Source organism: Streptomyces sp. NBC_00454, assembly GCF_041434015.1.
Lineage (GTDB): Bacteria > Actinomycetota > Actinomycetes > Streptomycetales > Streptomycetaceae > Streptomyces.
Map to the genome: position 1 here is coordinate 4,271,322 of NZ_CP107907.1, position 21,946 is coordinate 4,293,267.

Here is a 21,946-nt window from a genome sequence, read left to right on the forward strand (position 1 = left end):
GCGACGGGCCGGCGTCAGCGCGAGCGCTTCGCCAGTCGCTCGACGTCCAGCAGGATCACCGCGCGCGCCTCCAGGCGGAGCCATCCGCGGCCCGCGAAGTCGGCCAGGGCCTTGTTCACGGTCTCGCGCGACGCGCCGACGAGCTGCGCCAGCTCCTCCTGCGTGAGGTCGTGCACCACGTGGATGCCCTCTTCCGACTGCACGCCGAAGCGGCGCGACAGGTCGAGGAGCGCGCGGGCGACACGGCCCGGGACGTCCGAGAAGACGAGGTCGGACATCTGGTCGTTGGTCTTGCGCAGGCGCCGGGCCACCGCGCGCAGCAGCGCGGTCGCGACCTCGGGCCGGGCGTTCAGCCACGGCTGGAGGTCTCCGTGGCCCAGGCCCAGGAGCTTGACCTCGGTCAGCGCGGTCGCCGTGGCGGTGCGCGGGCCCGGGTCGAAGAGCGACAGTTCGCCGATCAGCTCGCCGGGGCCGAGGACGGCCAGCATGTTCTCGCGGCCGTCGGGGGAGGTGCGGTGGAGCTTCACCTTGCCCTCGGTGACGACGTAGAGCCGGTCGCCGGGGTCGCCTTCGTGGAACAGTGCGTCACCGCGCGCGAGGGACACCTCGCCCATGGAGGCGCGGAGCTCCGCGGCCTGCTCGTCATCGAGCGCCGCGAAGAGCGGGGCACGCCGCAGTACGTCGTCCACGAGTCTCTCTCCTATGTCGACCGGCCAGGGGACCGCTCCCCTATTTTGCCGGACGGCTCAAACAGTGCGATCAATCACGTTCATCACAAGGATGCCGGACGTACGGGTGTGCTGTGCGGCGAGAGGCCGATCGGGGTGGTGTTACCTGAGGTCCGGGGCGGCCGTGGGTGCTCGGCCCCGACCCCGCCGGGTGTCCAACAGGCCGGTGGGAGCACAGGCCAAGGGCTCCGGGGGAGTGACGGGCACCCCAAATTCAGCCGTGGGCGAACAAGCCCCACCAGAGGTCCTTCCGGTGCCGCCACCCGCACCCCAAGGCAAAGTTTCGGCCAAGAAACCCGTTCCGGGGGCAAGGTCACGTCCGGCCACGGGCGGCGCACTGTCCGGCGTAGCCTTCGGGGATGGCAGAGAGCAAGGTCAAGAACGCCGGGAAGGCCGGGGCGAAGCCGGAGAGCCACCTGGCGATGGTGCGGCGGGCGCGCAGGATCAACCGCGAGCTGGCGGAGGTCTACCCCTACGCCCATCCGGAGCTCGACTTCCGCAACCCCTTCGAGTTGCTGGTCGCCACCGTCCTGTCCGCGCAGACCACCGACCTGCGCGTGAACCAGACGACCCCGGCCCTGTTCGCCGCCTACCCGACCCCCGAGGACATGGCCGCGGCCGACCCCGAGGCGATGGAGGAGCTGATCCGCCCGACCGGGTTCTTCCGGGCGAAGACCAAGTCCCTCCTCGGCCTCTCCCAGGCCCTGCGCGACAACTTCGGCGGCGAGGTCCCGAACCGGATCGAGGACCTGGTGACCCTCCCCGGCGTCGGCCGCAAGACGGCCAACGTCGTCCTCGGCAATGTGTTCGGGGTCCCCGGAATCACCGTCGACACCCACTTCGGCCGCCTCGTGCGGCGCTGGAAGTGGACCGAGCAGGAGGATCCGGAGAAGGTCGAGGCGGAGATCTGCGCGATCTTCCCCAAGAGCGAGTGGACGATGCTCTCGCACCGCGTCGTCTTCCACGGCCGCCGGATCTGCCACTCCCGCAAGCCCGCCTGCGGCGCCTGCCCGATCGCCCCGCTCTGCCCGGCCTACGGGGAGGGAGAGACCGACCCCGAGAAGGCGGCGAAGCTCCTGAAGTACGAGAAGGGCGGCCAGCCGGGCCAGCGCCTGAGCCCCCCGCCGGACTACCCGGGCCTCCCGGCCCCGCCGCTGGGCGGCGCCGCGGGCGCCTGAGCCCCTGCAGACCCAGGACCCCGGCAAATCCAGCCCCGCCGGCGTTTGAGGCGCGGGGTCCGGGGCGGAGCCCCGGCAGCGGAGCCGCACCCGCAAGGAACGAATCGCTACCCGCGCCGCGTTTGGCGGTGTGGGGGAACACGGACAGGGGTGCCCATGACGCGCGGAACGCGGGACGAGAGCGTGACGGAGGCGGCCACGCCCCCGAGGCAGGGCCAGGGCCCGCGCGAGGCCCCGTACGAGGCCCAGGGCCGCAGCAGCACGGCGCTGCGCACCCAAGGTCTGCCCGCCTGGCTCGACCCTGTCGTGACGGCGGCCCGCACGGTCCGCCCGACCCAGCTGAGCCGGTTCCTGCCCCCGGAGGACGGCCGCGGCCGCCAGTCGGCCGTGCTGATCCTCTTCGGCGAAGGCCCGCGCGGCCCCGAGCTGCTGCTCATGGAGCGCGCCGGGAGCCTGCGCTCGCACCCCGGCCAGCCCTCCTTCCCCGGTGGCGCCCTGGACCCCGAGGACGGCGACCCGCACACCACCGGCCCGCTGCGCGCCGCCCTGCGCGAGGCGGAGGAGGAGACCGGCCTCGACCCGGCGGGGGTCCAGCTCTTCGGGGTGCTGCCCCGGCTCTACATCCCGGTCAGCGAGTTCGTGGTGACCCCGGTGCTGGGCTGGTGGCGGGCTCCCAGCCCGGTCGGCGTCGTGGACCCGGCCGAGACCGCCCGCGTCTTCACGGTTCCCGTGGCCGATCTCACGGATCCGGCGCACCGGGTCACCGTCGTGCACCCCGGCGGCTTCCAGGGCCCGGCTTTCACCGTCGAATCGGCTCTGGTCTGGGGTTTCACCGCCGGAGTGATCGACCGGATCCTGCACTTCGCGGGCTGGGAGCTTCCCTGGGACAGGTCCCGGGAAGTCCCGCTCGACTGGAGCGCATGAGACGGTGGCCCACGTGAACGTGCTGGACATCTTGTTGCTGCTCGCCGCCGTATGGTTCGCGATCGTGGGCTACCGCCAGGGGTTCGTCGTCGGCATCCTGTCGGTGATCGGCTTCTTGGGCGGTGGTCTCCTCGCCGTGTCCCTGCTGCCCCTGATCTGGGACCGGGTCACCGACAACGGCACCCAGGTGTCCACCACGGTCGTCGTCATCGCCGTGGTCGTGATCATCATCTGTGCCTCCATCGGCCAGGCGCTGACCACGCACCTGGGCAACAGGCTCCGGCGCCACATCACCTGGTCCCCGGCCCGCGCGCTCGACGCGACGGGCGGCGCCCTGGTCAACGTGGTCGCGATGCTGCTGGTGGCCTGGCTGATCGGCTCCGCGCTCGCCGGTACGTCACTTCCCACGCTGGGCAAGGAAGTCCGCAACTCCAAGGTGCTCCTCGGCGTCTCGAGGGTCCTTCCCCAGCAGGCCAACAGCTGGTTCTCGGACTTCAGCTCCACCCTCGCCCGCAACGGCTTCCCGCAGGTCTTCAGCCCGTTCTCCAACGAGCCGATCACCGAGGTCAAGGCGCCCGACCCGATGCTCGCGCGCAGCCCCGTGGCCGAGCAGGCCAAGCACTCGATCGTGAAGGTGGTCGGCACCGCGCCCGCGTGCAGCAAGGTGCTGGAGGGCACCGGCTTCGTCTTCGCGCCGGGCAAGGTGATGACCAACGCGCACGTGGTCGGCGGGGTCGGCGAGCCCACCGTGCAGGTCGGCGGCGAGGGCAAGCTCTACGACGGCAAGGTCGTGCTCTACGACTGGGAGCGCGACATCGCCGTCATCGACGTGCCGAAGCTGAAGGCGCCCGCGCTGGAGTTCACCGAGAAGGACGCGGCGAGCGGCAGCGACGCGATCGTCGCCGGCTTCCCGGAGAACGGCTCGTACGACATCCGCTCGGCGCGCGTGCGCGGCCGGATCAACGCCAACGGCCCGGACATCTACCACCGGGGCACCGTCCGACGGGACGTCTACTCGCTGTACGCGACGGTCCGCCAGGGCAACTCCGGCGGCCCGCTGCTGACGCCCGAGGGCAAGGTGTACGGGGTCGTCTTCGCGAAGTCCCTCGACGACCCCAACACCGGTTACGCCCTGACGGCGGACGAGATCCGCGACGACATCCGGATCGGGAAGACGGCCGACCGGCGGGTCGACAGCCAGGGCTGCGCCCTCTAGGCCCTCCAGTGCCCTCGAGAGCCCTCGGGAGTCTCCCGAGGGCCCACCGGACCCACCGGACCCGGGTCTACGTGCGCTGGTGCCTCAGTCGGGCGGAGACCCAGCGGGCCCGCCGGCGCAGGATGCGCGGAATTCCTAGTCGGGGGTCGTGGCCGCTCTGGCCGTGCCCCCTGTGCGTGCCCGGCGTACTCGTCGAGCGGCGTTCGTGTGCGGTGTCACCGTGGTCGTGCGTCCAACCCATACTTCGAGCTGTGCCCGGGGCCCAAGGTCGGTAATCGTGTCGGGGGCGGCCAATTGGCCTATGCGCCAGGCAATTGAATGCTTGTCATACAAGTCACTCGGGGCCTGACATCGCCCCGGCACTGCGGCTCAGCGGTCCGGCTCGGGATCCTTCAGCCAGTTGACCAGCTCGGTCGAGAAGGCCGTCGGGTCCTCCTCGTGCGGGAAGTGCCCCAGCCCGTCGAACAGCCTCCAGCGGTACGGGGCTTCGACGTACTCCCCGGACCCCGCCGCGCTCCGGGTCCGCATCACCGGATCCAGCGAACCGTGCAGGTGCAGCGTCGGCACCCGCACCGGCCGCTTCATGCGCCGGTTGAACTGCAGCCCGTCGGGCCGGGCCATGGACCGCATCATCCAGCGGTACGGCTCGACCGAGCAGTGCGCGGTGGACGGGATGCACATCGCCCGCCGGTACACCTGGAGGTCCTCCTCCTCGGGCAGCCGGGGCCCGGACCAGTCCCGGATCAGCTCCCCGACCAGCGCCCCGTCGTCGGCGACGAGCTGACGCTCCGGCACGAAGGGCCGCTGGAAACCCCAGATGTGCGAACTGGCGCGGGTCTGCCCGAGGTCGGACAGCATCGCCGAGCGCCAGCGGCGCGGGTGCGGCATGGAGGAGACCACCAGTCGGCGCACCAGCTTGGGCCGCATCACGGCCGCCGTCCAGGCGAGGTATCCGCCCAGGTCGTGCCCCACGAGGGCGGCGTCCGGCTCGCCGAGGGACCGTACGACCCCGGTGATGTCGAGCGCCAGGTTGGCGGGGTCGTAGCCGCGCGGGGTGCGGTCGCTGCCGCCCACCCCGCGCAGGTCCATCGCGACCGCGCGGTAGCCGGCGTCGGCGAGGGCGGTCAGCTGGTGCCGCCAGGTCCACCAGAACTGCGGGAAACCGTGCAGGAGCAGCACCAGCGGCCCGTCACCGACCTCGGCGACGTGGAACCGCGCCCCGTTGGCCGCGACGTCCCGGTGGAGCACCTCGCGCCCGCCGGGGATGGCGAGCCGTACCGCGGAAGCGGTGGTGGGAGGTGTGCCGGGGGTGCCGGGGTCCGCGGAGGGCGCTGTCATGAAGACGAGCGTGCCACACCCACAGCCTGGTCACTGACCGAGCGGGCGTGCGGCTTGACCGTGCCCATGAGCGTCGCGGTCTCCTTGACCGAGGCGATGGTCTTGGTCGGCGGCTTGACCTTCTTGAACTTCACCATGGCGATCAGTCCGAGCAGGCCCGCGATCAGCCAGAACGCGACGCCGACGATCAGGAAGCACCAGGCGAGCCCGAGCCCGGCCGCGTGGAGCCCGTAGGCCGCGGCGAAACTCAGTACGGGCAGGGAGAAGAGCACGAGCACGCCCGCGACGATCGCGGCGCCGCTGCCGATGCCCGCCCGCTTGACGTCCTGGCGGATCTCCACCTTGGCGAGGGCGATCTCGTCGTGCACCAGGGCGGACATCTCGGCGGTGGCCGAGGCGACCAGCTGACCGAGTGTGCGCTCGGCTCCTGGGGCCCCTTGGTCCACTGCGCTCATCGCTCTCTCCCTCTGTCGTCCGTCGGCGACGGCGGTCCTGTCGTCGCCGTCCTCCGTCAGGTCAGATCATGCCGGACGGGCGCCGTCCTTGCGGGACCCGGCCGCGGCTTCGGCCTCACCGGCCGCCGCCGCTTCGGCCCTGCGCAGGTGCTCGGCGGCCTTGGCCTCGTAGATCTTCGCCATCCGCAGGTGGTAGTCCGGCTTGTCCTGCTCGTAGATGTCCGGGATGCCGTCGAGGTCCTCGTCGCGCTCCTCGTCCTCGGTGAGCGCCTTGTACTTGCGGTTGCGCATCTTGAGCATGACGCCCGCGAGGATCGCGGCGATGAGCGAGCCGATCAGGACGGCGGCCTTGACCTCGTCGGTGAGGGCCGGGTCCCCGGCGAAGGCGAGTTCGCCGATGAGCAGCGAGACGGTGAAGCCGATGCCGGCGAGCGAGGCGACGGCGAAGACGTCCGGCCAGGCGAGGTCCTTGTTGAGCTCGGCCTTGGTGAAGCGGGCGGCGAGCCAGGTGCCGCCGAAGATGCCGACCGTCTTGCCGACCACGAGTCCGAGGACCACGCCGAGGGTCTCGGGCCGGGTGAAGACCTGGCCGATGGACTCGTCGGAGAGGGAGACGCCGGCCGAGAAGAGTGCGAAGAGGGGGACGGCGAGACCGGCCGAGATGGGCCGTACGAGGTGCTCGATGTGCTCGCCGGGGGAGTGGTCCTCGCCCTCCTTGCGGTGGCAGCGCAGCATCAGGCCCATGGCGACACCGGCGATGGTGGCGTGGACCCCGCTGTTGTACATCAGGCCCCAGATGGCCAGCGCGAGCGGGAGGTAGATGTACCAGCCGCGGACGCCCGCGCGCAGCAGGAACCAGAAGAGGACCAGGCCGGCGACCGCGCCGCCGAGCGCCAGGAAGTTGATGTCGCTGGTGAAGAACACCGCGATGATCATGATGGCGAAGAGGTCGTCGACCACGGCCAGGGTCAGCAGGAACGCGCGCAGCGCGGACGGCAGCGAGGTCCCGATGACGGCGAGGACGGCGAGCGCGAAGGCGATGTCGGTGGCGGTGGGAACCGCCCAGCCGTCGGTCGATCCGTCGCCGAGCACGTTGACGAGTACGTAGACCAGCGCGGGCACGGCCATGCCGCAGACGGCGGCGATCACCGGGAGGGCGGCCGCCTTGGCGTCGCGCAGGTCGCCCGCGACGAGCTCGCGCTTGAGCTCGATGCCGGCGACGAAGAAGAAGACGGCGAGCAGGCCGTCGGCCGCCCAGTGCTGGAGCGAGAGGTCCAGGCCGAGGGCGGCGGGGCCGATGTGGAAGGAGCGGACGCTGTCGTAGCTCGCCGAGATGGCCGGGACGTTCGCCCAGATGAGGGCCGCGATGGCGGCCACGAGGAGCAGGACGCCGCCGACCGTCTCGGCGCGCAGGGCGTCGGCCACGAAGCGGCGCTCCGGCAGCGAGAGGCGGCCGAGGAACGTGCGGCTCTGGTTGTCGGTGGGGCTGGGCGCGGCCACGGGTGGCACCTCCGGGGTGGGTTGGACGGCATGACGAAACGCGTTGCCGACCAGACTTCCCGGCGCACCCTGTGGAGTAATGCTTTATGTGTCTAATACTTTACAGGGTGTACGCAAGGGCGTATCCGGCGATCATCACTTTATGTGCGAAAAGGGCATCCGGCGCGTCGCGCCGGATGCCCCTCCTCGCCGTGTCGTACCTGTCCGACCGGGCCCTGTCCGGCCCGGCCGGCAGCTCAGTCCTCGCTGGACGCGGCAGGCAGCTTGCTCTGGATCAGGTCCATGACCGAGGAGTCCGCGAGGGTGGTGACGTCACCGACCGCGCGGTTCTCGGCCACGTCGCGCAGCAGTCGCCGCATGATCTTGCCCGAACGGGTCTTCGGCAGCTCCTGAACCGGCAGGATCCGCTTCGGCTTGGCGATCGGGCCGAGCGTCGCACCCACGTGGTTGCGGAGCTCCGCGACCAGGGTGTCCGTCTCGGAGGCGGTGCCGCGCAGGATGACGAAGGCCACGATGGCCTGGCCGGTGGTCTCGTCGGCCGCGCCCACGACGGCCGCCTCGGCGACCGAGGGGTGCGAGACGAGGGCCGACTCGACCTCGGTGGTCGAGATGTTGTGGCCGGAGACCAGCATCACGTCGTCCACGCGGCCGAGCAGCCAGATGTCGCCGTCCTCGTCCTTCTTGGCACCGTCGCCCGCGAAGTACTTGCCCTCGAAGCGCGACCAGTAGGTGTCGATGTACCGCTGGTCGTCACCCCAGATGGTGCGCAGCATCGACGGCCACGGCTCCGTGAGGACCAGGTAGCCGCCACCGCCGTTGGGGACCTCGTTCGCCTCGTCGTCCACGACGGTGGCGGCGATGCCGGGCAGGGCGCGCTGGGCCGAGCCGGGCTTGGTCTCGGTGACGCCCGGCAGCGGCGAGATCATCATCGCGCCGGTCTCCGTCTGCCACCACGTGTCCACGATCGGGCAGCGGTCGCCGCCGATGTGCTTGCGGTACCAGATCCATGCCTCGGGGTTGATCGGCTCGCCGACCGAGCCCAGGACGCGAAGGCTCGACAGGTCGAACTTCGCGGGGATGTCGTCGCCCCACTTCATGAAAGTGCGGATCGCCGTGGGCGCGGTGTAGAGGATCGTGACGCCGTACTTCTGCACGATCTCCCAGAACCGGCCCTGGTGCGGGCTGTCCGGCGTGCCCTCGTACATCACCTGGGTGGCGCCGTTGGCGAGCGGCCCGTAGACGATGTAGGAGTGCCCGGTCACCCAGCCGATGTCGGCCGTGCACCAGTAGACGTCGCTCTCCGGCTTCAGGTCGAACACCGCGTGGTGGGTGTACGAGGCCTGCGTGAGGTAGCCGCCGGAGGTGTGCAGGATGCCCTTGGGCTTACCCGTGGTCCCCGAGGTGTAGAGGATGAAGAGCGGGTGCTCGGCGTCGAAGGCCTGCGGCGCGTGCTCGGCGCTCTGCCGCTCGACGATCTCGTGCCACCAGACGTCGCGGCCCTCGGTGAAGTCGGTGTCCTGGCCGGTGCGGCGCACCACGAGGACGTGCTCGACCTGCGGGCACTTGGCGACGGCCTCGTCGATGGCGGGCTTCAGGGCGGAAGGCTTGCCGCGGCGGTAGCCGCCGTCGGCGGTGATGACCAGCTTCGCGTCGGCGTCCTGGATGCGGGAGGCCACGGCGTCGGCGGAGAAACCGCCGAAGACCACGGAGTGCGCGGCGCCGACCCGGGCGCACGCGAGCATCGCGATGACGGCCTCGGGGATCATCGGCAGGTAGACGGCGACCCGGTCCCCCGCCTGTACGCCCAGCTCGGTCAGGGCGTTGGCGGCCTTGGAGACCTCGTCCTTGAGCTCGGCGTAGGTGATCGCGCGGCTGTCGCCGGGCTCGCCCTCGAAGTGGAGGGCGACGCGGTCGCCGTTCCCGGCTTCGACGTGGCGGTCGACGCAGTTGTAGGCGACGTTCAGCTTGCCGTCCGCGAACCACTTCGCGAAGGGCGGGTTGCTCCAGTCGAGCGTTTCGGTCGGCTCGGTGTCCCAGCTCAGCCGCCGCGCCTGCTCGGCCCAGAAGCCCAGCCGGTCCGCGTCGGCCTGTGAGTACGCAGCCTGAGTGACATTGGCAGCGGCGGCCAGATCGGCGGGCGGTGCGAACCGCCGCTCCTCCTTGAGCAGATTGGCCAGGCTTTCATTGCTCACGACATCTCCCTTTCCCAGGGTGTCCGTTGTGTCCCCGGGCATAGCTCATCAGTCAATGGCCCAGGTGACAAGGGGTTGCCGGAAATTGGTGTAGACCTATTACTTCCGCCGGGCCGACGCACGAGTGGCCCCTTCCCGCTGCAGGGGCGCGGGGAGGGGCCATCGAGTGGCACGGATACGGGAGGGTATCGGTTCATCCGCCCGATCGGTTCACCCGTCCGGCGGGGCGCGGCGCGTTTCGGTCAGCCGCGCACCGACTCCGCGTAGACGGTGTCGAAGACCCGGCAGTCGAAGAAGTCCTCGCCCTCCGAGAGCAGGTACGCCTGGGCCTCGCCGACATGGAAGTACATCCCGTGCAGCTCCAGCGTTCCCTCGGCGAGCCGCCGGGCCACCGACTCGTGGGCCCGTAGGTGCTCCAGCTGCTGCACCACATTGGTCAGGCACAGCTGCTCCACGGCGTCCGCCGGCAGCCGGCCCGAGATCCGGGCCCAGGCGTGATGGCGGCTGGCCATCCGCTCCAGGCTCGGCAGCCCGTGCCGCAGCCAGCGCCGCAGCGGGGTCATCGGAGCGCCCGGCGAGGAGTTGAGCAGCGCCTGCATGGCCCCGCACCCCGAATGGCCGCACACGGTGATGCTGTCGACCTGCAGGACGTCCACCGCGTACTCGATGGCCGCCGCGACCGAATCGTCCGTGGACTCCGCACCCGGGAGCGGGACGAGGTTGCCGACGTTGCGGACCGTGAACAGGTCCCCGGGGCCGCTGGCCGTGATCATGCTGGTCACCAGCCTGGAGTCCGCGCAGGTGAGGAAGAGCTGCGAGGGCCGCTGCCCCTCGCGGGCCAGCCGGGCCAGTTCGTCCCGTACGTGCGGGGCGGTGTCCCGCTGGAAGGCGCTGATCCCGTTGGCCAGTTGACCGGCGCCCGGCCCGGCCGACCGGCCGGAGGTCCGGCCCCCGCCCTGGCCGGTGGCCTGGCCGGTGGCCTGATCGGTGGTCGTACGGGGTGTCGTGGCCCGGTGGTCGCAGTGGTTCTGCCAGGGCGTCCAGGGCCGGCAGCAGTGGTGGCCCCCGCGCTGCTCACCCGCGTGGGCCCGCTCCGCCTGCTCGGAGCGCTGGGCCCGCCCGGCTTCGGCGATCTTGGCCCCGGACCGGCCCGTGACCTCCAGCGAGCCCCCGTGGGCCAGGTGGGAGGTCTGCCAGTCCTGGAGGGTCTCGTAGGCGGCGTGGTCGATGAAGGAGCCGTCGAGCTCGATGACCGCGTGCCCGTCGTGCGGGATCTGGTTGAGCACCCGGCTCAGCCGCGGCACCGCGAGGAAGGTCAACTGGCCGCGCGCCCACACCCGGTGGACCCCGCTGTCGAGCTGTTCGATGGTGATCCGGGTCCGGGCGAGCCGGTGCAGGACCAGACCCACGGCCACCGCGATGCCGATGGCGACGCCCTCCAGCACCCCGCCGAGCACCACGGCCGCGATGGTCGTGACGTAGACCAGGATCTCGCGCTGCCGGGTGACCGTGCGCAGGTGCGTGGCGCTGACCATCTGCACGCCCACCGCCAGCACGAGGGCGGCCAGCGCGGCGAGCGGGATCAGGTCGAGGACCGGGACGAGCAACCCGGCGGCGAGCAGCACCCAGAGCCCGTGCAGCATCACCGACCGGCGGCTGGCGGCCCCGGACTTGACGTTGGCCACGCTGCGGACGGCCCCGCCCGCGACGGGCAGCCCGCCCAGTGCCCCGGAGACGATGTTCGCCACGCCCTGGCCCCGCAGTTCGCGGTTGAGGTCGGCCCGCGCGGGGCGGTTGTCCGTACCCCGCTCGGTGGCGATCAGCTTGTCGGTGGCCACCGCCGAGAGCAGCGATTCCACACTGCCGACCATGGTGATGGTCAGCACGGCGGCGATGATGCCGAGGACCGGCCCCTCGGGCAGCTCGGGGAGCGCGTGGCTGCGCCAGGACGGCAGGTCCACCCGGGGCAGGCTCAGTCCGGCGAGCGCGGCGAAGGCCGTGGCGACGGCGACGGCGGCGAGTGCGGCCGGCACCTTGCGCAGGGCCCGCCCCACCCGGCCGGGCAGCCGGGGCCAGCCGAGCAGGACGGTCAGCGTGAGCACGCTGACCCCGAGTGCGGCGGGGTGCAGGTCGGCCAACTGGCCGGGCAGTCCGCGGACATTGGCCAGGGCGGAGCTCTGCGGGGTGCCGCCGAGCACGATGTGCAGCTGGGCCAGCGCGATCGTCACGCCGATGCCCGCGAGCAGGCCCTGGACGATGGCCGGGCTCACCATCAGCGCGGACCGGGCGGTCCGCAGGGCGGCGAGGCCGAGCTGGCAGCAGCCCGCGAGCACGGTGATGGCACAGGTGGTGCGCCATCCGTAGTGCTGGATCAACTCGGCGGTGACGACGGTGAGTCCGGTCGCGGGTCCGCTCACCATGAGCGGGGTCCCGCCGAGCCGCCCGGCCACGATCCCGCCGACCGCCGCGGCCACGAGCCCCGCTTGGAGCGGAGCGCCCGTGGCCAGGGCGATGCCGAGGGAGAGCGGCAGGGCGATCAGGAAGACGGCGACGGAGGCGGAGAGGTCGGCGGAGAGGCCCTTGGCGCGGAGGTCCTTGGTGCGGAGGTCCTTGGCCGGGACGTCTGTGGCCGGGATGTCCTCGGTGGGGGCGTTCTCGGTGGGGTCGGGGAGGGAGGTGGCTTTCATAGGTCCCGTCTCCTCGGAGGAGGGGTGAAGCGGCGGGAGTCTCAACACTCGGTAAATGAACGGTAATGGAGAGTAAAGGCCGGTGGTAGGTAATACGGGCAAACGGCCTAGGAATTAGCGCTCAAGAGTGATTAAGCATTTAGTCCGGCTTGTCACACCTTCCTAAAAACGGACCGCATGGGACGTTGCGGCGCGGAAGTCCTGCGACGGAACTGCGAGGGAAGAGGTGTGCGGATGACAGCCACGAAGAAGGCCGCCAAGAAGAAGATCGCCGGTGGTGTGGTCGCCGCGGCGCTGGTCCTGGGAGTGGCCGGGTGCAGCACCTCGGAGCCCGCCCGGCAGGGGTCCCCGGGAGGTCAGGCGGCCAAGAAGGGCCCCGCCGCCCCGGAAGCCCCGGCCCCGGGCAGCGTCAAGCAGCTCATCGGCGACGGCTCGACCGCGTACACCGGGCGCCAGCCGAACGTGACGAAGCCGGAGAAGCTGAAGCCGGGCGAAAAGCCGCCGCAGTTCGTCGTCTATTCCTGGGACGGGGCCGGCGAGGACAGCCAGAAACTCTTCTCGCATTTCCGTGAGGTCGGCAAGAAGTACAACGCCCGCATGACGTACTTCCTCAGCGGCGTGTACATGCTCCCGGAGGAGAAGCGTTCCCTCTACACGGCGCCCCAGCACTCCGCGGGCCGCTCCGACATCGGCTTCGGCGACCCCCAGGGCATCAAGGACACCGCCACCCAGGTCCGCGCGGCCTGGCTGGAGGGCAACGAGATCGGCACCCACTTCAACGGCCACTTCTGCGGACCCGAGGGCGGCGTCGGCACCTGGTCCGTGGACGAGTGGAAGAGCGAGATCAACCAGGCGAAGTCGTTCGTCAAGAACTGGAAGACCAACTCGCCGGCCCTCAAGGACATGGAGGCGCTGCCGTTCGACTACGACAAGGAGATGATCGGCGCCCGCACCCCCTGCCTCGAAGGCCAGAAGAACTTCATGCTGGCCGCGAAGGACATGGGCTTCCGGTACGACTCCAGCGGGATCAGCAAGCAGATCTGGCCGAAGAAGACCGACGGCCTCTGGGACATCCCGCTGCAGCTGGTGCCCATGCCGGGCCGCGCCTTCGAGACGCTCTCGATGGACTACAACTACTTGGTCAACCAGTCCGGTACGACCACGCAGGGAGACCCCTCCCAGCACGCGTACTGGGGTGAGCAGATGCGCGACGGCCTGCTCAAGGCCTTCGAGCGGACCTACCAGGGCAACCGCGCGCCGCTGATCATCGGCAACCACTTCGAGTCCTGGAACGGCGGCACCTACATGCACGCCGTCGAGGAGTCCATCAAGACCATGTGCACCCAGAAGGAGGTCCGCTGCGTGCCGTTCCGCGAGCTGGCGGACTGGCTGGACGCGCAGGACCCGAAGGCCCTGGAGTGGATGCGCACCCTCGACGTCGGCGAGGCGCCGAAGGAGGGCTGGAACAAGTTCCTGACGGCGGGGCCGCCGGCGAAGCCGGCCGCCCCCGCCGGGGTCAAGCCGGCTGCGGAGCCGGCCGAAGCTGGTCAGAGCGAGGACTGAGCAGCCCGGCGGCAGCGGGCTCGCCCTCGCCCCCGCTGCCGGGGCCCGTACCGGTGCCGCTCCGGTGCTCCCGCAGGACGAAACCGGGATCGACCTGTTCCGCCAGGTCGATCCCGGTCTTCGCGTTGCCCCAGCTCTCCGCGTTGCGCAGGTGGAAGTGGACCATCTGCTCCGTGTACCGCGCCCAGTCGCGCTGCGCGTAGGAGTCGTCGGCCGCGTCCTGCAGCGACTGCAGGGCCAGCCGGTTGGTCGCCTCCAGCAGCTCGAAGGCGGCCGGGCGGCCCTTCTCCATCGCCCGCACCCAGTCCGAGTGCCCGACCGTGACCAGCAGGTCGTCGCCGGCCTCGTCCTGGAGGAACTCGATGTCCTCGGGCCCCTGCACCTTGTTCCCGACCACCTTGAGCGTGATCCCGAAGTCCCGCGCGTACTCCTTGTACTGGCGGTAGACGGAGATGCCCTTGCGGGTCGGTTCGGCCACGAGGAAGGTCACGTCGAAGCGGGTGAACATGCCGGAGGCGAAGGAGTCCGAGCCGGCCGTCATGTCGACGACCACGTACTCGTCCGGCCCGTCCGCCAGGTGGTTGAGGCAGAGCTCGACCGCGCCGACCTTGGAGTGGTAGCAGGCGACCCCCAGGTCGGACTCGGTGAACGGCCCCGTGGCCATCAGCCGGACGGGTTCGCCGTCGAGCAGCAGCCTGCGCGCGCAGGCCTCGTAGACCGGGTTGTCCTCGTCGACCCGCAGCAGTCGCGAGCCGGTGCCGGGCGGGGTGGTCTTGATCATGGTGTCGGCGGACGCGATGCGCGGGTTGGAACCCCGCAGGTAGTCCTTGATGAGGGGCAGGTGCGCGCCCAGCGCGGGCAGCGCGGCCGCCTCCTCGTCGCTGAGCCCGAGCGCGGCGCCCAGGTGCTGGTTGATGTCGGCGTCCACCGCGACGACCGGAGCTTCATTGGCAGCGAGGTGGCGGATGAAAAGGGAGGACAGCGTGGTCTTGCCGCTGCCGCCCTTCCCCACGAAAGCGATCTTCATGTTCACAAAGCGTAGTGGGTTGGTGGCTTTGTGTTGTATCCCTGAGTGAAGAAGACCACTCCAAGGAGGGGTCGGTGCTATGGGGGAGCAGTGCGTAGGCTCCCTACTTATGAGTAGCGCTTCTGCTTCCGCCGCCGCGGCCTCCGGTGCCTCCAACGCCTCCGGTGCCGCACCCGCCGCCGACCCGCTCGCCCCGCTCGGCGCCCTCCCGGGTGTCGCCGAGTCGGTGGACTCCGTACGCAAGGCCGTGGACCGGGTCTACGGCCACCGGGTCATGCGCCGCCGCTCGGGGGCGATCGCCTCGGAGGCCGGGCTGCGCGGCGCGCGCGGCAGTGCGGCGCTGTCGGGAGCCGACTGGGCGCTGGAGGAGGTCCGCCGGCGCAGCGACTTCAGCCTGGACCCGGAGGCGCGCACGGTGGGCGCGGCCCTGCGCCTGTCGGCCGAGGCGGGCCAGCTGCTGAGCATCTGGCGCCAGTCGCCGCTACGGGTACTGGCGCGGCTCCACCTGGTGGCGTCGGGCTCCACGGCCGAGGGCGACGTGGTCGGCCGCCCGCGACTGGCGGGCGAACGCGTCGACGAGCCGCTGCTCGCCCGCTTCCCCGCCCCGGACGCGGAGGAGGTGGCGGGCCGACTGGACGGACTCTCCCGCCTGATCATCGCGGGCGGCTCCGCCCCGGCACTGATCACGGCGGCGGTGGTCCACGGAGAACTGCTCGCCCTGCGCCCGTTCACCTCGTACAACGGCCTCGTGGCGCGGACGGCGGAACGGATCGTGCTGATCAACAGCGGGCTCGACCCGAAGGCGATCTGCCCGGCGGAGGTCGGCCACGCCGAACAGGGCCGGGAGGCCTACCTGGAGGCCTTCGAGGGCTACGTCTCGGGGACTCCGGAGGGAATGTCGGCGTGGATCGCGCACTGCGGCCGCGCGATCGTCCTCGGAGCCCGCGAATCGACGGCGGTCTGCGAGGCGCTCCAGCGCGGCGCGGCCTGAGTCCTCGGACCGGAGCCTGGCCGGACATGGGTTGCGGCGACACCCGTACTGCTCTGGTGTCGCCGCTGGCATTTACGCCCAGTTACCAAGCGTCCTCGAAAATTGCCCATCAGGTCGGGAGCTTTGCCCGTCACCTGGTGCGGCTGGCCCGTAATCGACGGGTCGACGTCGCGTGGGTGCTCGGCGTTCATGCTTCGGTCCGTGGGCCTTACTGCGTTTAAAAGATGATCCTCTCGGATGTTCTTTGGTCTCGCGGGCCGTTGACTCCTTTGTACTCCGCTTCGGAGCCGAGCGAAACCCCTGGCCACATTTCTTTGCTTTCCGGCAGATCCCGACGCATACCGGACATCCGATATCACCGCAGGTCAGCCCATCCTGCTCCCGGCCCCGCCCGGGCTTTCTCGGCCTCGCCGGCGTTTGAGGCGCGGGGTCCGGGGCGGAGCCCCGGGTCTTCTCAAGCCCGTCCGGCGTTTGAGGACCGGGTCCGGGCGGAGCCCGGGGAACGGTGGAAGGGCGGGTAGGGGACCAGCCCCGCGCAGCGGCAGCCCCAACGCCCGCCCGACCGGGACCCGACACGGCCCGGAGCCCGGAGCCCGGAGCCCGAGGGTCGGGGGCCGGGTCGGGCCGACAGGGCAGGCGGAACGGCGGAAGGACGGGTCAGGCGGGCCGAATCAGGCCGAGGCGGCAGCGGCAAGCGCCCGCCGCCGACTGGCGTACCAGACCAGCCCGGCGGTAGCCGCCGCCGCACCCACCGCCGCCGCCGCGACCAACGCCGGCCGCGCCGGCATCGACAGCCCGGGCAGCCGCTGCTTCAGCCGCACCGGCCGGTTGAACACCAGCACCGGCCACTCCCGCGCCGCCGCCTCGCGCCGCAGCGCCCGGTCGGGATTGACCGCGTGCGGGTGTCCGACCGCTTCGAGCATCGGGATGTCGGTCGCCGAGTCGCTGTAGGCGTAGCAGCGCGCGAGGTCGTACCCCTCGGACTCGGCGAGCTCGCGTACCGCCTCCGCCTTCGTGGGTCCGTAGGCGTAGTACTCGATCTCGCCCGTGAAGCAGCCGTCCTCGCCCACGACCATCCGGGTGGCGACGACCCGGTCGGCGCCGAGCATCTCCCCGATGGGTTCGACCACTTCGGCGCCGGAGGTGGACACGATCACCACGTCGCGGCCCGCCGTGTGGTGGGCCTCGATGAGGGACGCGGCCTCGTCGTAGATGAGCGGGTCGATGAGGTCGTGCAGGGTCTCGGCGACGATCTCCCGCACCTGCTGCACGTTCCACCCCTTGCACAGGGCGGACAGGTACTCCCGCATCCGTTCCATCTGGTCGTGGTCGGCGCCGCCGGCCAGATAGATGAACTGGGTATAGGCGGTGCGCAGCACGGCCCGTCGGTTGATCAGGCCGCCCTGGTAGAAGGACTTGCTGAACGTCAGAGTGCTCGACTTCGCAATGACCGTCTTGTCCAGGTCGAAGAAGGCTGCGGTACGAGGCGCGGAGTGCGGCAAGGGCTGATTTTCCACGACCCGAGCATATGCGCCCACCATTCGGCGTAAAGTGTGGCGCGTGGGTTTGCCTGAGAAGCCTCTCGGGTACACCATGGAAGTCACGGATCGTTCGCGACCGTGCTAACCCGGTCTGGCTCCTCCCCCCCCGAGTCGGACCGTGGGGACGACCCCCGCTCTCCCCCCCGGCGGGGGTCGTCGCATGTCCGGACGCAGTTTGCGTCCCTGCCTTCGACCCCAAGTGATCATCCCTCGGGCCCCTTCCTCTTTCCGGGGCCTGCGCGGCGAAGGCCCTCACCCTCTCGAACTCGTGACTGTGCGTAGTGGTTCCGGCGCGCTCCGGAACTCATCTGTTGGGGTGAGCGGGTTATTCACAATGAGCCGGGAGTCCACAGTTTTCGACCAAGATCCACTTCTTTTCTCCGATCGCGTCACGGTGATTCCGGCCGCGAAGTCCGCGGCGCTGGATATGCGGTGAGAAGGAGGCGGAGATCGTGGCTGGATCGAAGTCGTGTGAAGTCCGGGACCTCGTGGTTGCGGGCGGGGACAGGCTGAATCCCGGTACCGCAGGGCCCGTGCCCGGCGGTGGACGGCCGCTGATCATCACCGAGGACCCCTTGCTGCTCGACGATCTGCTGCGGCTGTGCGCCGCCGCGGGAGCCGAGCCGCATGTGCACCACGCGGTGCCCGAGCAAAGCGGAGCCGGTGACGACGGGAGTGGCCGCAGTGCGGCGGGCGTCGGATGGGAGTCCGCGCCGCTCGTCCTCGTCGGGGACGACGCCGCCGGGCGGGTGCGCGGGGCACCCCGGCGGCAGGGGGTGTTCCTCGTCGGCCGGGATCCCGACGACCCCCACGTATGGCAGCGCGCCGTGGAGATCGGCGCCGAGGAAGTGCTCACCCTCCCCGACGCGGAGGGCTGGCTCGTCGACCGCATCGCCGACGTCGTGGAAGGAGCCGGGCGGCCCGCCCTCACGGTCGGGGTGATCGGCGGCAGCGGCGGCGCCGGAGCATCCACCCTCGCCTGCGCCCTGGCCCTGCGGGCAGCCCGCGCCGGGGAGCGGACCATCCTCATCGACGGGGACCCGCTCGGCGGCGGCATGGACGTCCTGCTCGGGGGCGAAACCGCCGAAGGGCTCCGCTGGCCCGACTTCGCGGGCTCGCGCGGCCGGGTCGGCGCCGGAGCCCTGGAGGAATCCCTGCCCGAACTGCACGCCCTGCGCGTGCTCAGCTGGGACCGAGGGGACCGGATCGTGGTGCCGCCCGCCGCCGTGCGCTCGGTGGTGGCCGCGGCGCGCCGCCGCGGCGGGGTCGTGGTGGTCGACCTGCCGCGCCGGGTCGACGAAGCCGTCGCCGAGGTGCTCGCGCAGCTGGACCTGGTCCTGATGGTGGTGCCGGGCGAGCTGCGCGCGGTGGCCGCGGCCGGACGGGTGGCGGCCGGGGTCAGGATGGTGGCCCGCGACGTCCGCGTGGTCGTACGCGGCCCCGTGCCCGGCGGACTCGACCCGGACACGGTCGCGGGACTGCTGGGGGTGCCGCTGGCCGGTGAGGTACGGGTCGAGGTGGGGCTCCCGGGGCGGGTCGCCGGTGGGGAGCCGCCGGGATCGCACGGGCGGGGCGTCCTGGCCCGCTTCTGCGACGGCTTCTGGCAGCGGGCACTGGGCTCCGCCCAGGGGGTGACGGCATGAGCGCCGTACTCCTGGACGCCGTGCGCCAGCGGCTCGCCGAGAGCGGGGTGGATCCGACCCCGGCGGGGGTGGCGGCCGCCCTGCGGGCCCAGGGCAGGCTGCTGGGCGATACGGAAGTGCTCGGCGTGGCCGCCGCGTTACGGTCCGAGCTGGTCGGAGCGGGCCCGCTGGAGCCGCTGCTCGCCGATCCGGAGGTCACCGACGTCCTGGTGGCGGCCCCCGACCGGGTGTGGGTGGACCGCGGCGGCGGACTGGAGCTCACCGGGGTGACCTTCCCGGACGCCGAGGCCGTGCGCAGGCTCGCCCAGCGGCTCGCCTCCGTCGCGGGACGGCGCCTCGACGACGCCCGGCCCTGGGTGGACGCCCGGATGCCGGACGGCACCCGGCTGCACGCCGTCCTGCCCCCGGTGGCCGTGGGCTCGGCCTGCCTGTCCCTGCGGGTGGTGCGGCCGCGCGCCTTCACGCTGGAGGAGCTGGTGGCGGCGGGGACACTGCCGCCCGGCGGACAGCGGCTCCTGCGCGACATGGTGGAGGCCCGGCTGTCGTTCCTCGTCTCCGGCGGGACCGGCACCGGCAAGACCACGCTCCTCAGCGCCCTGCTGGGGCTGGTCGGTCCCGGTGAGCGGATCGTCCTCGCCGAGGACTCGGCCGAGCTGCGGCCCGACCATCCCCACGTGGTGCGGCTGGAGACCCGTCCGGCCAATCAGGAGGGCGCCGGGCTGGTCACCCTCGCCGACCTGGTCCGCCAGGCGCTGCGGATGCGGCCCGACCGCCTGGTCGTAGGCGAGGTCCGGGGCGCCGAGGTCGCGGACCTGCTGGCCGCGCTCAACACCGGCCACGAAGGAGGCTGCGGCACCGTCCACGCGAATGCCGCCGCACACGTCCCGGCCCGGCTGGAGGCCCTCGGGACCGCCGCCGGGCTCGACCGGGCCGCCCTGCACAGCCAGTTGGCCGCCGCGCTGACCCTGGTGGTCCACCTCGTACGGGACCGGGCCGGTCGGCGCCGGGTCGCGGAGGTGCACGTGCTGGAGCGGGATCCCGCCGGGCTCGTGGTCACCGTGCCGGCGCTGCGCTGGGCCGCGCGGGGATTCGTACGGGAGCGGGGCTGGGAGCGGCTGCGCCCGCTCCTCGGAGGTGCCCGGTGAGCGCCCAGGCGGCCGCGGTGCCGCTGCCGGTGTTCGCCGGGGTGCTGTGCGCCGGGGCGGCCGCCTGGGCGCTGGCCGGGGGCGACCGGGTGTCCCGGCGGGCCAGGGCGGTACTGGCCGGCGCGGGTCCGGTGGCGCCCGGCGGGTCGGTGCGCTGGGAGCGGCTGGTCGTGGCCGTACGGCTCCGGGCCGCACACAGGCGGGAGTTGCTCTGCCTCGGCGCTGGCTTGGCGCTGGCACTGCTGGGCGGGTCGGTGATCCCGCTGCTGGCGGGGGCGGCGGCGCTGCCGCTGGTCCGCCGGTGGCTGCGGGCCCGGGAGCGGGCGCGGGCCCGGTCCGCGCGGGCCGCCGAGGTGGTGTCCCTGTGCGGAGCGGTGGTGGGGGAGCTGCGCTCCGGCGCCCAGCCCGGCCAGGCGCTGACCGCGGCCATGCGCCGGACGGTGGCGGGCCCCGGCGGTCCTGGAGCCGCGGAGGCCGGGGTCCTGGCGGCGGCGGCCTTCGGCGGAGACGTCCCCGGGGCGCTGCGCCAGGCTTCGCGGGAACCCGGAGCGGAAGGGCTGGCCGGGATGGCGGCCTGCTGGCGGGTCTCGGTGGACGGCGGCGCGGGACTGGCCGCCGGACTGGACCGGCTGGAGGGGGCGTTGCGGGCCGAGCGGGACCGGGAGGAGTCGCTGCGGGCCCAGTTGGCGGGAGCGAGATCGACCACGGTGGTCCTGGCCCTGCTGCCCGTCGCCGGGCTGTCGATCGGCACCGGACTGGGGGCCGACCCGCTGCGGGTACTGCTGCACACCCCGGTCGGGTGGGGCTGCCTGCTGGCGGGCGGAGCCCTGGAGGCGCTGGGACTGCTGTGGTGCCGCCGCATCGTCCGGGCCGGTGAGCGGTGATGGACGGACTCGCGATCCACAGGCTGGGGACGGCCGGGTGCCTCGCGGCGGCGGCCCTGTGGACGGCATCGGCGGTGACGGCACGCATGCGGGAGCGGGCGGCCCGGCGCAGACTCACGGCCCTGCTCGCGCCGGACCCGGCGCCGCGGCGGCCACCACTGTGCGGACCCCGGCTGCGAGGAGCGGCGGCGGCCTGGGCCGGGCCGGTCGGGGCGCTGTTCGCGGCCTGGGTGCTGATCGGTGGGCTCGGGGGCGCTGTGGCCGGCTGCGCGGCGGCCTTCGGGGTCCGGTGGTGGCAGGCGCGCAGCCGGCCGCCCGCCGGGGTGGACCCGAGGGAGGTGGAGCGTCAGCTGCCCTTCGCCGCCGACCTGTTGGCGGCCTGCCTGGCGGCCGGAGCCGGGCCGGTGGACGCCGCCGAGGTGGTGGGGGACTCGCTGGGCGGCCCGGTGGGGGAGCGGCTGGCGACCGCCGGGGCCGAGCTGCGGCTCGGCGGCGAACCGGGAGCCGCGTGGGGGAGGTTGGCGGAGATACCGGGCGCCCGCGCCCTGGCCGAATCCCTGGAGCGCTCGGCCCGTACGGGGGCTCCCGCGGCCGAACCGGTCTCCCGGCTCGCGGCGATGCTCCGGGCGGACCGGGCGCGGCAGGCGGGAGCCCGGGCGCAGCGGGCGGCGGTCCTGGTCACCGCGCCGGTGGGGCTGTGTTTCCTCCCCGCTTTCCTCGCCATCGGAGTGGCTCCCGTGGTGATCGGCATGGCTTCCGGTCTTCTCTCCGGCAGCTGAAATGGCGACGGAAATAAACAGCTGAGATCACCATCCGAGATCACGTCAAGAAGTTGAATCAACAGGAGGTTTGTCATGAGGATCATCTGGTTTCGCGTGCGGGCGGCGCTGCGGGGTCGTGCGGGCGATGCGGGAATGTCGACCAAGTTTGTCAC

17 protein-coding genes are annotated in these 21,946 nt (G+C 72.0%); 9 read left to right on the plus strand and 8 right to left on the minus strand.

The genetic code is table 11. The features are described from left to right. Positions 1 to 14: 14 nt before the first annotated feature. Entirely contained in the window at positions 15 to 689 is a 675-nt protein-coding gene (locus tag OHU74_RS19850; RefSeq protein WP_330297784.1) for a Crp/Fnr family transcriptional regulator, read from the minus strand. Between the two features lie 398 nt (positions 690 to 1,087). Between OHU74_RS19850 and nth the strand changes: the two genes are divergently transcribed. The 3 genes from nth (at position 1,088) to OHU74_RS19865 (ending at position 4,046) form a co-directional block, all read left to right on the plus strand. Continuing rightward, positions 1,088 to 1,906, plus strand: coding sequence for an endonuclease III (gene nth / locus OHU74_RS19855; RefSeq protein ID WP_371617158.1), 819 nt, complete (start codon positions 1,088 to 1,090; stop codon positions 1,904 to 1,906). 156 nt (positions 1,907 to 2,062) lie between these two features. Beyond that, entirely contained in the window at positions 2,063 to 2,830 is a 768-nt protein-coding gene (locus OHU74_RS19860) for a CoA pyrophosphatase (RefSeq protein WP_371617159.1), read from the plus strand. Between the two features lie 13 nt (positions 2,831 to 2,843). Then, positions 2,844 to 4,046: a MarP family serine protease gene (locus OHU74_RS19865; RefSeq protein WP_371617160.1), complete on the plus strand. Its 1,203-nt coding sequence runs from the start codon at positions 2,844 to 2,846 to the stop codon at positions 4,044 to 4,046. Between the two features lie 369 nt (positions 4,047 to 4,415). Here the strand turns inward: OHU74_RS19865 and OHU74_RS19870 are convergent, their stop codons facing one another. The 5 genes from OHU74_RS19870 to OHU74_RS19890 all read right to left on the minus strand — a co-directional run bounded on the left by OHU74_RS19870 (position 4,416) and on the right by OHU74_RS19890 (position 12,218). Continuing rightward, positions 4,416 to 5,384: an alpha/beta fold hydrolase gene (locus tag OHU74_RS19870; protein ID WP_371617161.1), complete on the minus strand. Its 969-nt coding sequence runs from the start codon at positions 5,382 to 5,384 to the stop codon at positions 4,416 to 4,418. Then, the gene (locus OHU74_RS19875; RefSeq protein WP_330297789.1) at positions 5,381 to 5,839 is read right to left on the minus strand and encodes a phage holin family protein; all 459 of its coding nucleotides are present in this window, start codon (positions 5,837 to 5,839) and stop codon (positions 5,381 to 5,383) included. The genes OHU74_RS19870 and OHU74_RS19875 overlap by 4 nt, the downstream gene beginning before the upstream one ends. Before the next feature lie 66 nt (positions 5,840 to 5,905). Continuing rightward, positions 5,906 to 7,348, minus strand: a complete 1,443-nt coding sequence (nhaA, locus tag OHU74_RS19880) for a Na+/H+ antiporter NhaA (protein ID WP_371617162.1) — start codon at positions 7,346 to 7,348, stop codon at positions 5,906 to 5,908. A gap of 227 nt (positions 7,349 to 7,575) precedes the next feature. Further along, complete coding sequence (acs, locus tag OHU74_RS19885; protein WP_371617163.1) at positions 7,576 to 9,573, minus strand: acetate--CoA ligase; 1,998 nt, start codon at positions 9,571 to 9,573, stop codon at positions 7,576 to 7,578. A gap of 200 nt (positions 9,574 to 9,773) precedes the next feature. Further along, complete coding sequence (locus OHU74_RS19890; RefSeq protein WP_371617164.1) at positions 9,774 to 12,218, minus strand: SulP family inorganic anion transporter; 2,445 nt, start codon at positions 12,216 to 12,218, stop codon at positions 9,774 to 9,776. A 234-nt stretch (positions 12,219 to 12,452) separates the two neighbouring features. Between OHU74_RS19890 and OHU74_RS19895 the strand changes: the two genes are divergently transcribed. Continuing rightward, positions 12,453 to 13,781 (plus strand): hypothetical protein, encoded by a 1,329-nt coding sequence (locus OHU74_RS19895; RefSeq protein WP_371617165.1) that lies wholly within the window; start codon positions 12,453 to 12,455, stop codon positions 13,779 to 13,781. On the opposite strand, the gene OHU74_RS19900 is transcribed toward OHU74_RS19895, so the two are convergent. Beyond that, positions 13,735 to 14,808 carry an ATP-binding protein gene (locus tag OHU74_RS19900; RefSeq protein WP_371617166.1) on the minus strand — a complete coding sequence of 358 codons (1,074 nt, stop codon included), beginning with the start codon at positions 14,806 to 14,808 and terminating at the stop codon, positions 13,735 to 13,737. The two genes, OHU74_RS19895 and OHU74_RS19900, sit on opposite strands and share 47 nt — an antisense overlap. Before the next feature lie 109 nt (positions 14,809 to 14,917). Between OHU74_RS19900 and OHU74_RS19905 the strand changes: the two genes are divergently transcribed. Next, positions 14,918 to 15,799, plus strand: a complete 882-nt coding sequence (locus OHU74_RS19905) for an oxidoreductase (RefSeq protein WP_371617167.1) — start codon at positions 14,918 to 14,920, stop codon at positions 15,797 to 15,799. Between the two features lie 671 nt (positions 15,800 to 16,470). Here the strand turns inward: OHU74_RS19905 and OHU74_RS19910 are convergent. Next, entirely contained in the window at positions 16,471 to 17,340 is an 870-nt protein-coding gene (locus OHU74_RS19910; RefSeq protein ID WP_371617168.1) for an HAD-IB family hydrolase, read from the minus strand. A gap of 533 nt (positions 17,341 to 17,873) precedes the next feature. Between OHU74_RS19910 and ssd the strand changes: the two genes are divergently transcribed. The 4 genes from ssd to OHU74_RS19930 are packed head-to-tail and all read left to right on the plus strand — an operon-like array spanning position 17,874 to position 21,791. After that, positions 17,874 to 18,983: a septum site-determining protein Ssd gene (gene ssd, locus OHU74_RS19915; RefSeq protein WP_371617169.1), complete on the plus strand. Its 1,110-nt coding sequence runs from the start codon at positions 17,874 to 17,876 to the stop codon at positions 18,981 to 18,983. Further along, positions 18,980 to 20,128 (plus strand): TadA family conjugal transfer-associated ATPase, encoded by a 1,149-nt coding sequence (locus OHU74_RS19920; protein ID WP_371617170.1) that lies wholly within the window; start codon positions 18,980 to 18,982, stop codon positions 20,126 to 20,128. Before ssd ends, OHU74_RS19920 begins: the two co-directional genes overlap by 4 nt. Next, positions 20,125 to 21,012 carry a type II secretion system F family protein gene (locus OHU74_RS19925; RefSeq protein WP_371617171.1) on the plus strand — a complete coding sequence of 296 codons (888 nt, stop codon included), beginning with the start codon at positions 20,125 to 20,127 and terminating at the stop codon, positions 21,010 to 21,012. The genes OHU74_RS19920 and OHU74_RS19925 overlap by 4 nt, the downstream gene beginning before the upstream one ends. After that, positions 21,012 to 21,791, plus strand: coding sequence for a type II secretion system F family protein (locus OHU74_RS19930; RefSeq protein ID WP_371617172.1), 780 nt, complete (start codon positions 21,012 to 21,014; stop codon positions 21,789 to 21,791). The genes OHU74_RS19925 and OHU74_RS19930 overlap by 1 nt, the downstream gene beginning before the upstream one ends. The last annotated feature ends 155 nt before the right edge of the window (positions 21,792 to 21,946 follow it).

What these genes read in the sequence shown, in the direction of transcription:
- OHU74_RS19920 (WP_371617170.1), top strand. Translation starts at nt 18,980, where the DNA reads ATGAGCGCCGTACTCCTGGACGCCGTGCGCCAGCGGCTCGCCGAGAGC.
- OHU74_RS19910 (WP_371617168.1), bottom strand. Translation starts at nt 17,340, where the DNA reads ATGGTGGGCGCATATGCTCGGGTCGTGGAAAATCAGCCCTTGCCGCAC.
- OHU74_RS19890 (WP_371617164.1), bottom strand. Translation starts at nt 12,218, where the DNA reads ATGAAAGCCACCTCCCTCCCCGACCCCACCGAGAACGCCCCCACCGAG.
- OHU74_RS19905 (WP_371617167.1), top strand. Translation starts at nt 14,918, where the DNA reads ATGAGTAGCGCTTCTGCTTCCGCCGCCGCGGCCTCCGGTGCCTCCAAC.
- OHU74_RS19875 (WP_330297789.1), bottom strand. Translation starts at nt 5,839, where the DNA reads ATGAGCGCAGTGGACCAAGGGGCCCCAGGAGCCGAGCGCACACTCGGT.
- nth (WP_371617158.1), top strand. Translation starts at nt 1,088, where the DNA reads ATGGCAGAGAGCAAGGTCAAGAACGCCGGGAAGGCCGGGGCGAAGCCG.
- OHU74_RS19900 (WP_371617166.1), bottom strand. Translation starts at nt 14,808, where the DNA reads ATGAAGATCGCTTTCGTGGGGAAGGGCGGCAGCGGCAAGACCACGCTG.
- OHU74_RS19930 (WP_371617172.1), top strand. Translation starts at nt 21,012, where the DNA reads ATGGACGGACTCGCGATCCACAGGCTGGGGACGGCCGGGTGCCTCGCG.
- OHU74_RS19895 (WP_371617165.1), top strand. Translation starts at nt 12,453, where the DNA reads ATGACAGCCACGAAGAAGGCCGCCAAGAAGAAGATCGCCGGTGGTGTG.
- OHU74_RS19870 (WP_371617161.1), bottom strand. Translation starts at nt 5,384, where the DNA reads ATGACAGCGCCCTCCGCGGACCCCGGCACCCCCGGCACACCTCCCACC.
- acs (WP_371617163.1), bottom strand. Translation starts at nt 9,573, where the DNA reads ATGCCCGGGGACACAACGGACACCCTGGGAAAGGGAGATGTCGTGAGC.
- OHU74_RS19860 (WP_371617159.1), top strand. Translation starts at nt 2,063, where the DNA reads ATGACGCGCGGAACGCGGGACGAGAGCGTGACGGAGGCGGCCACGCCC.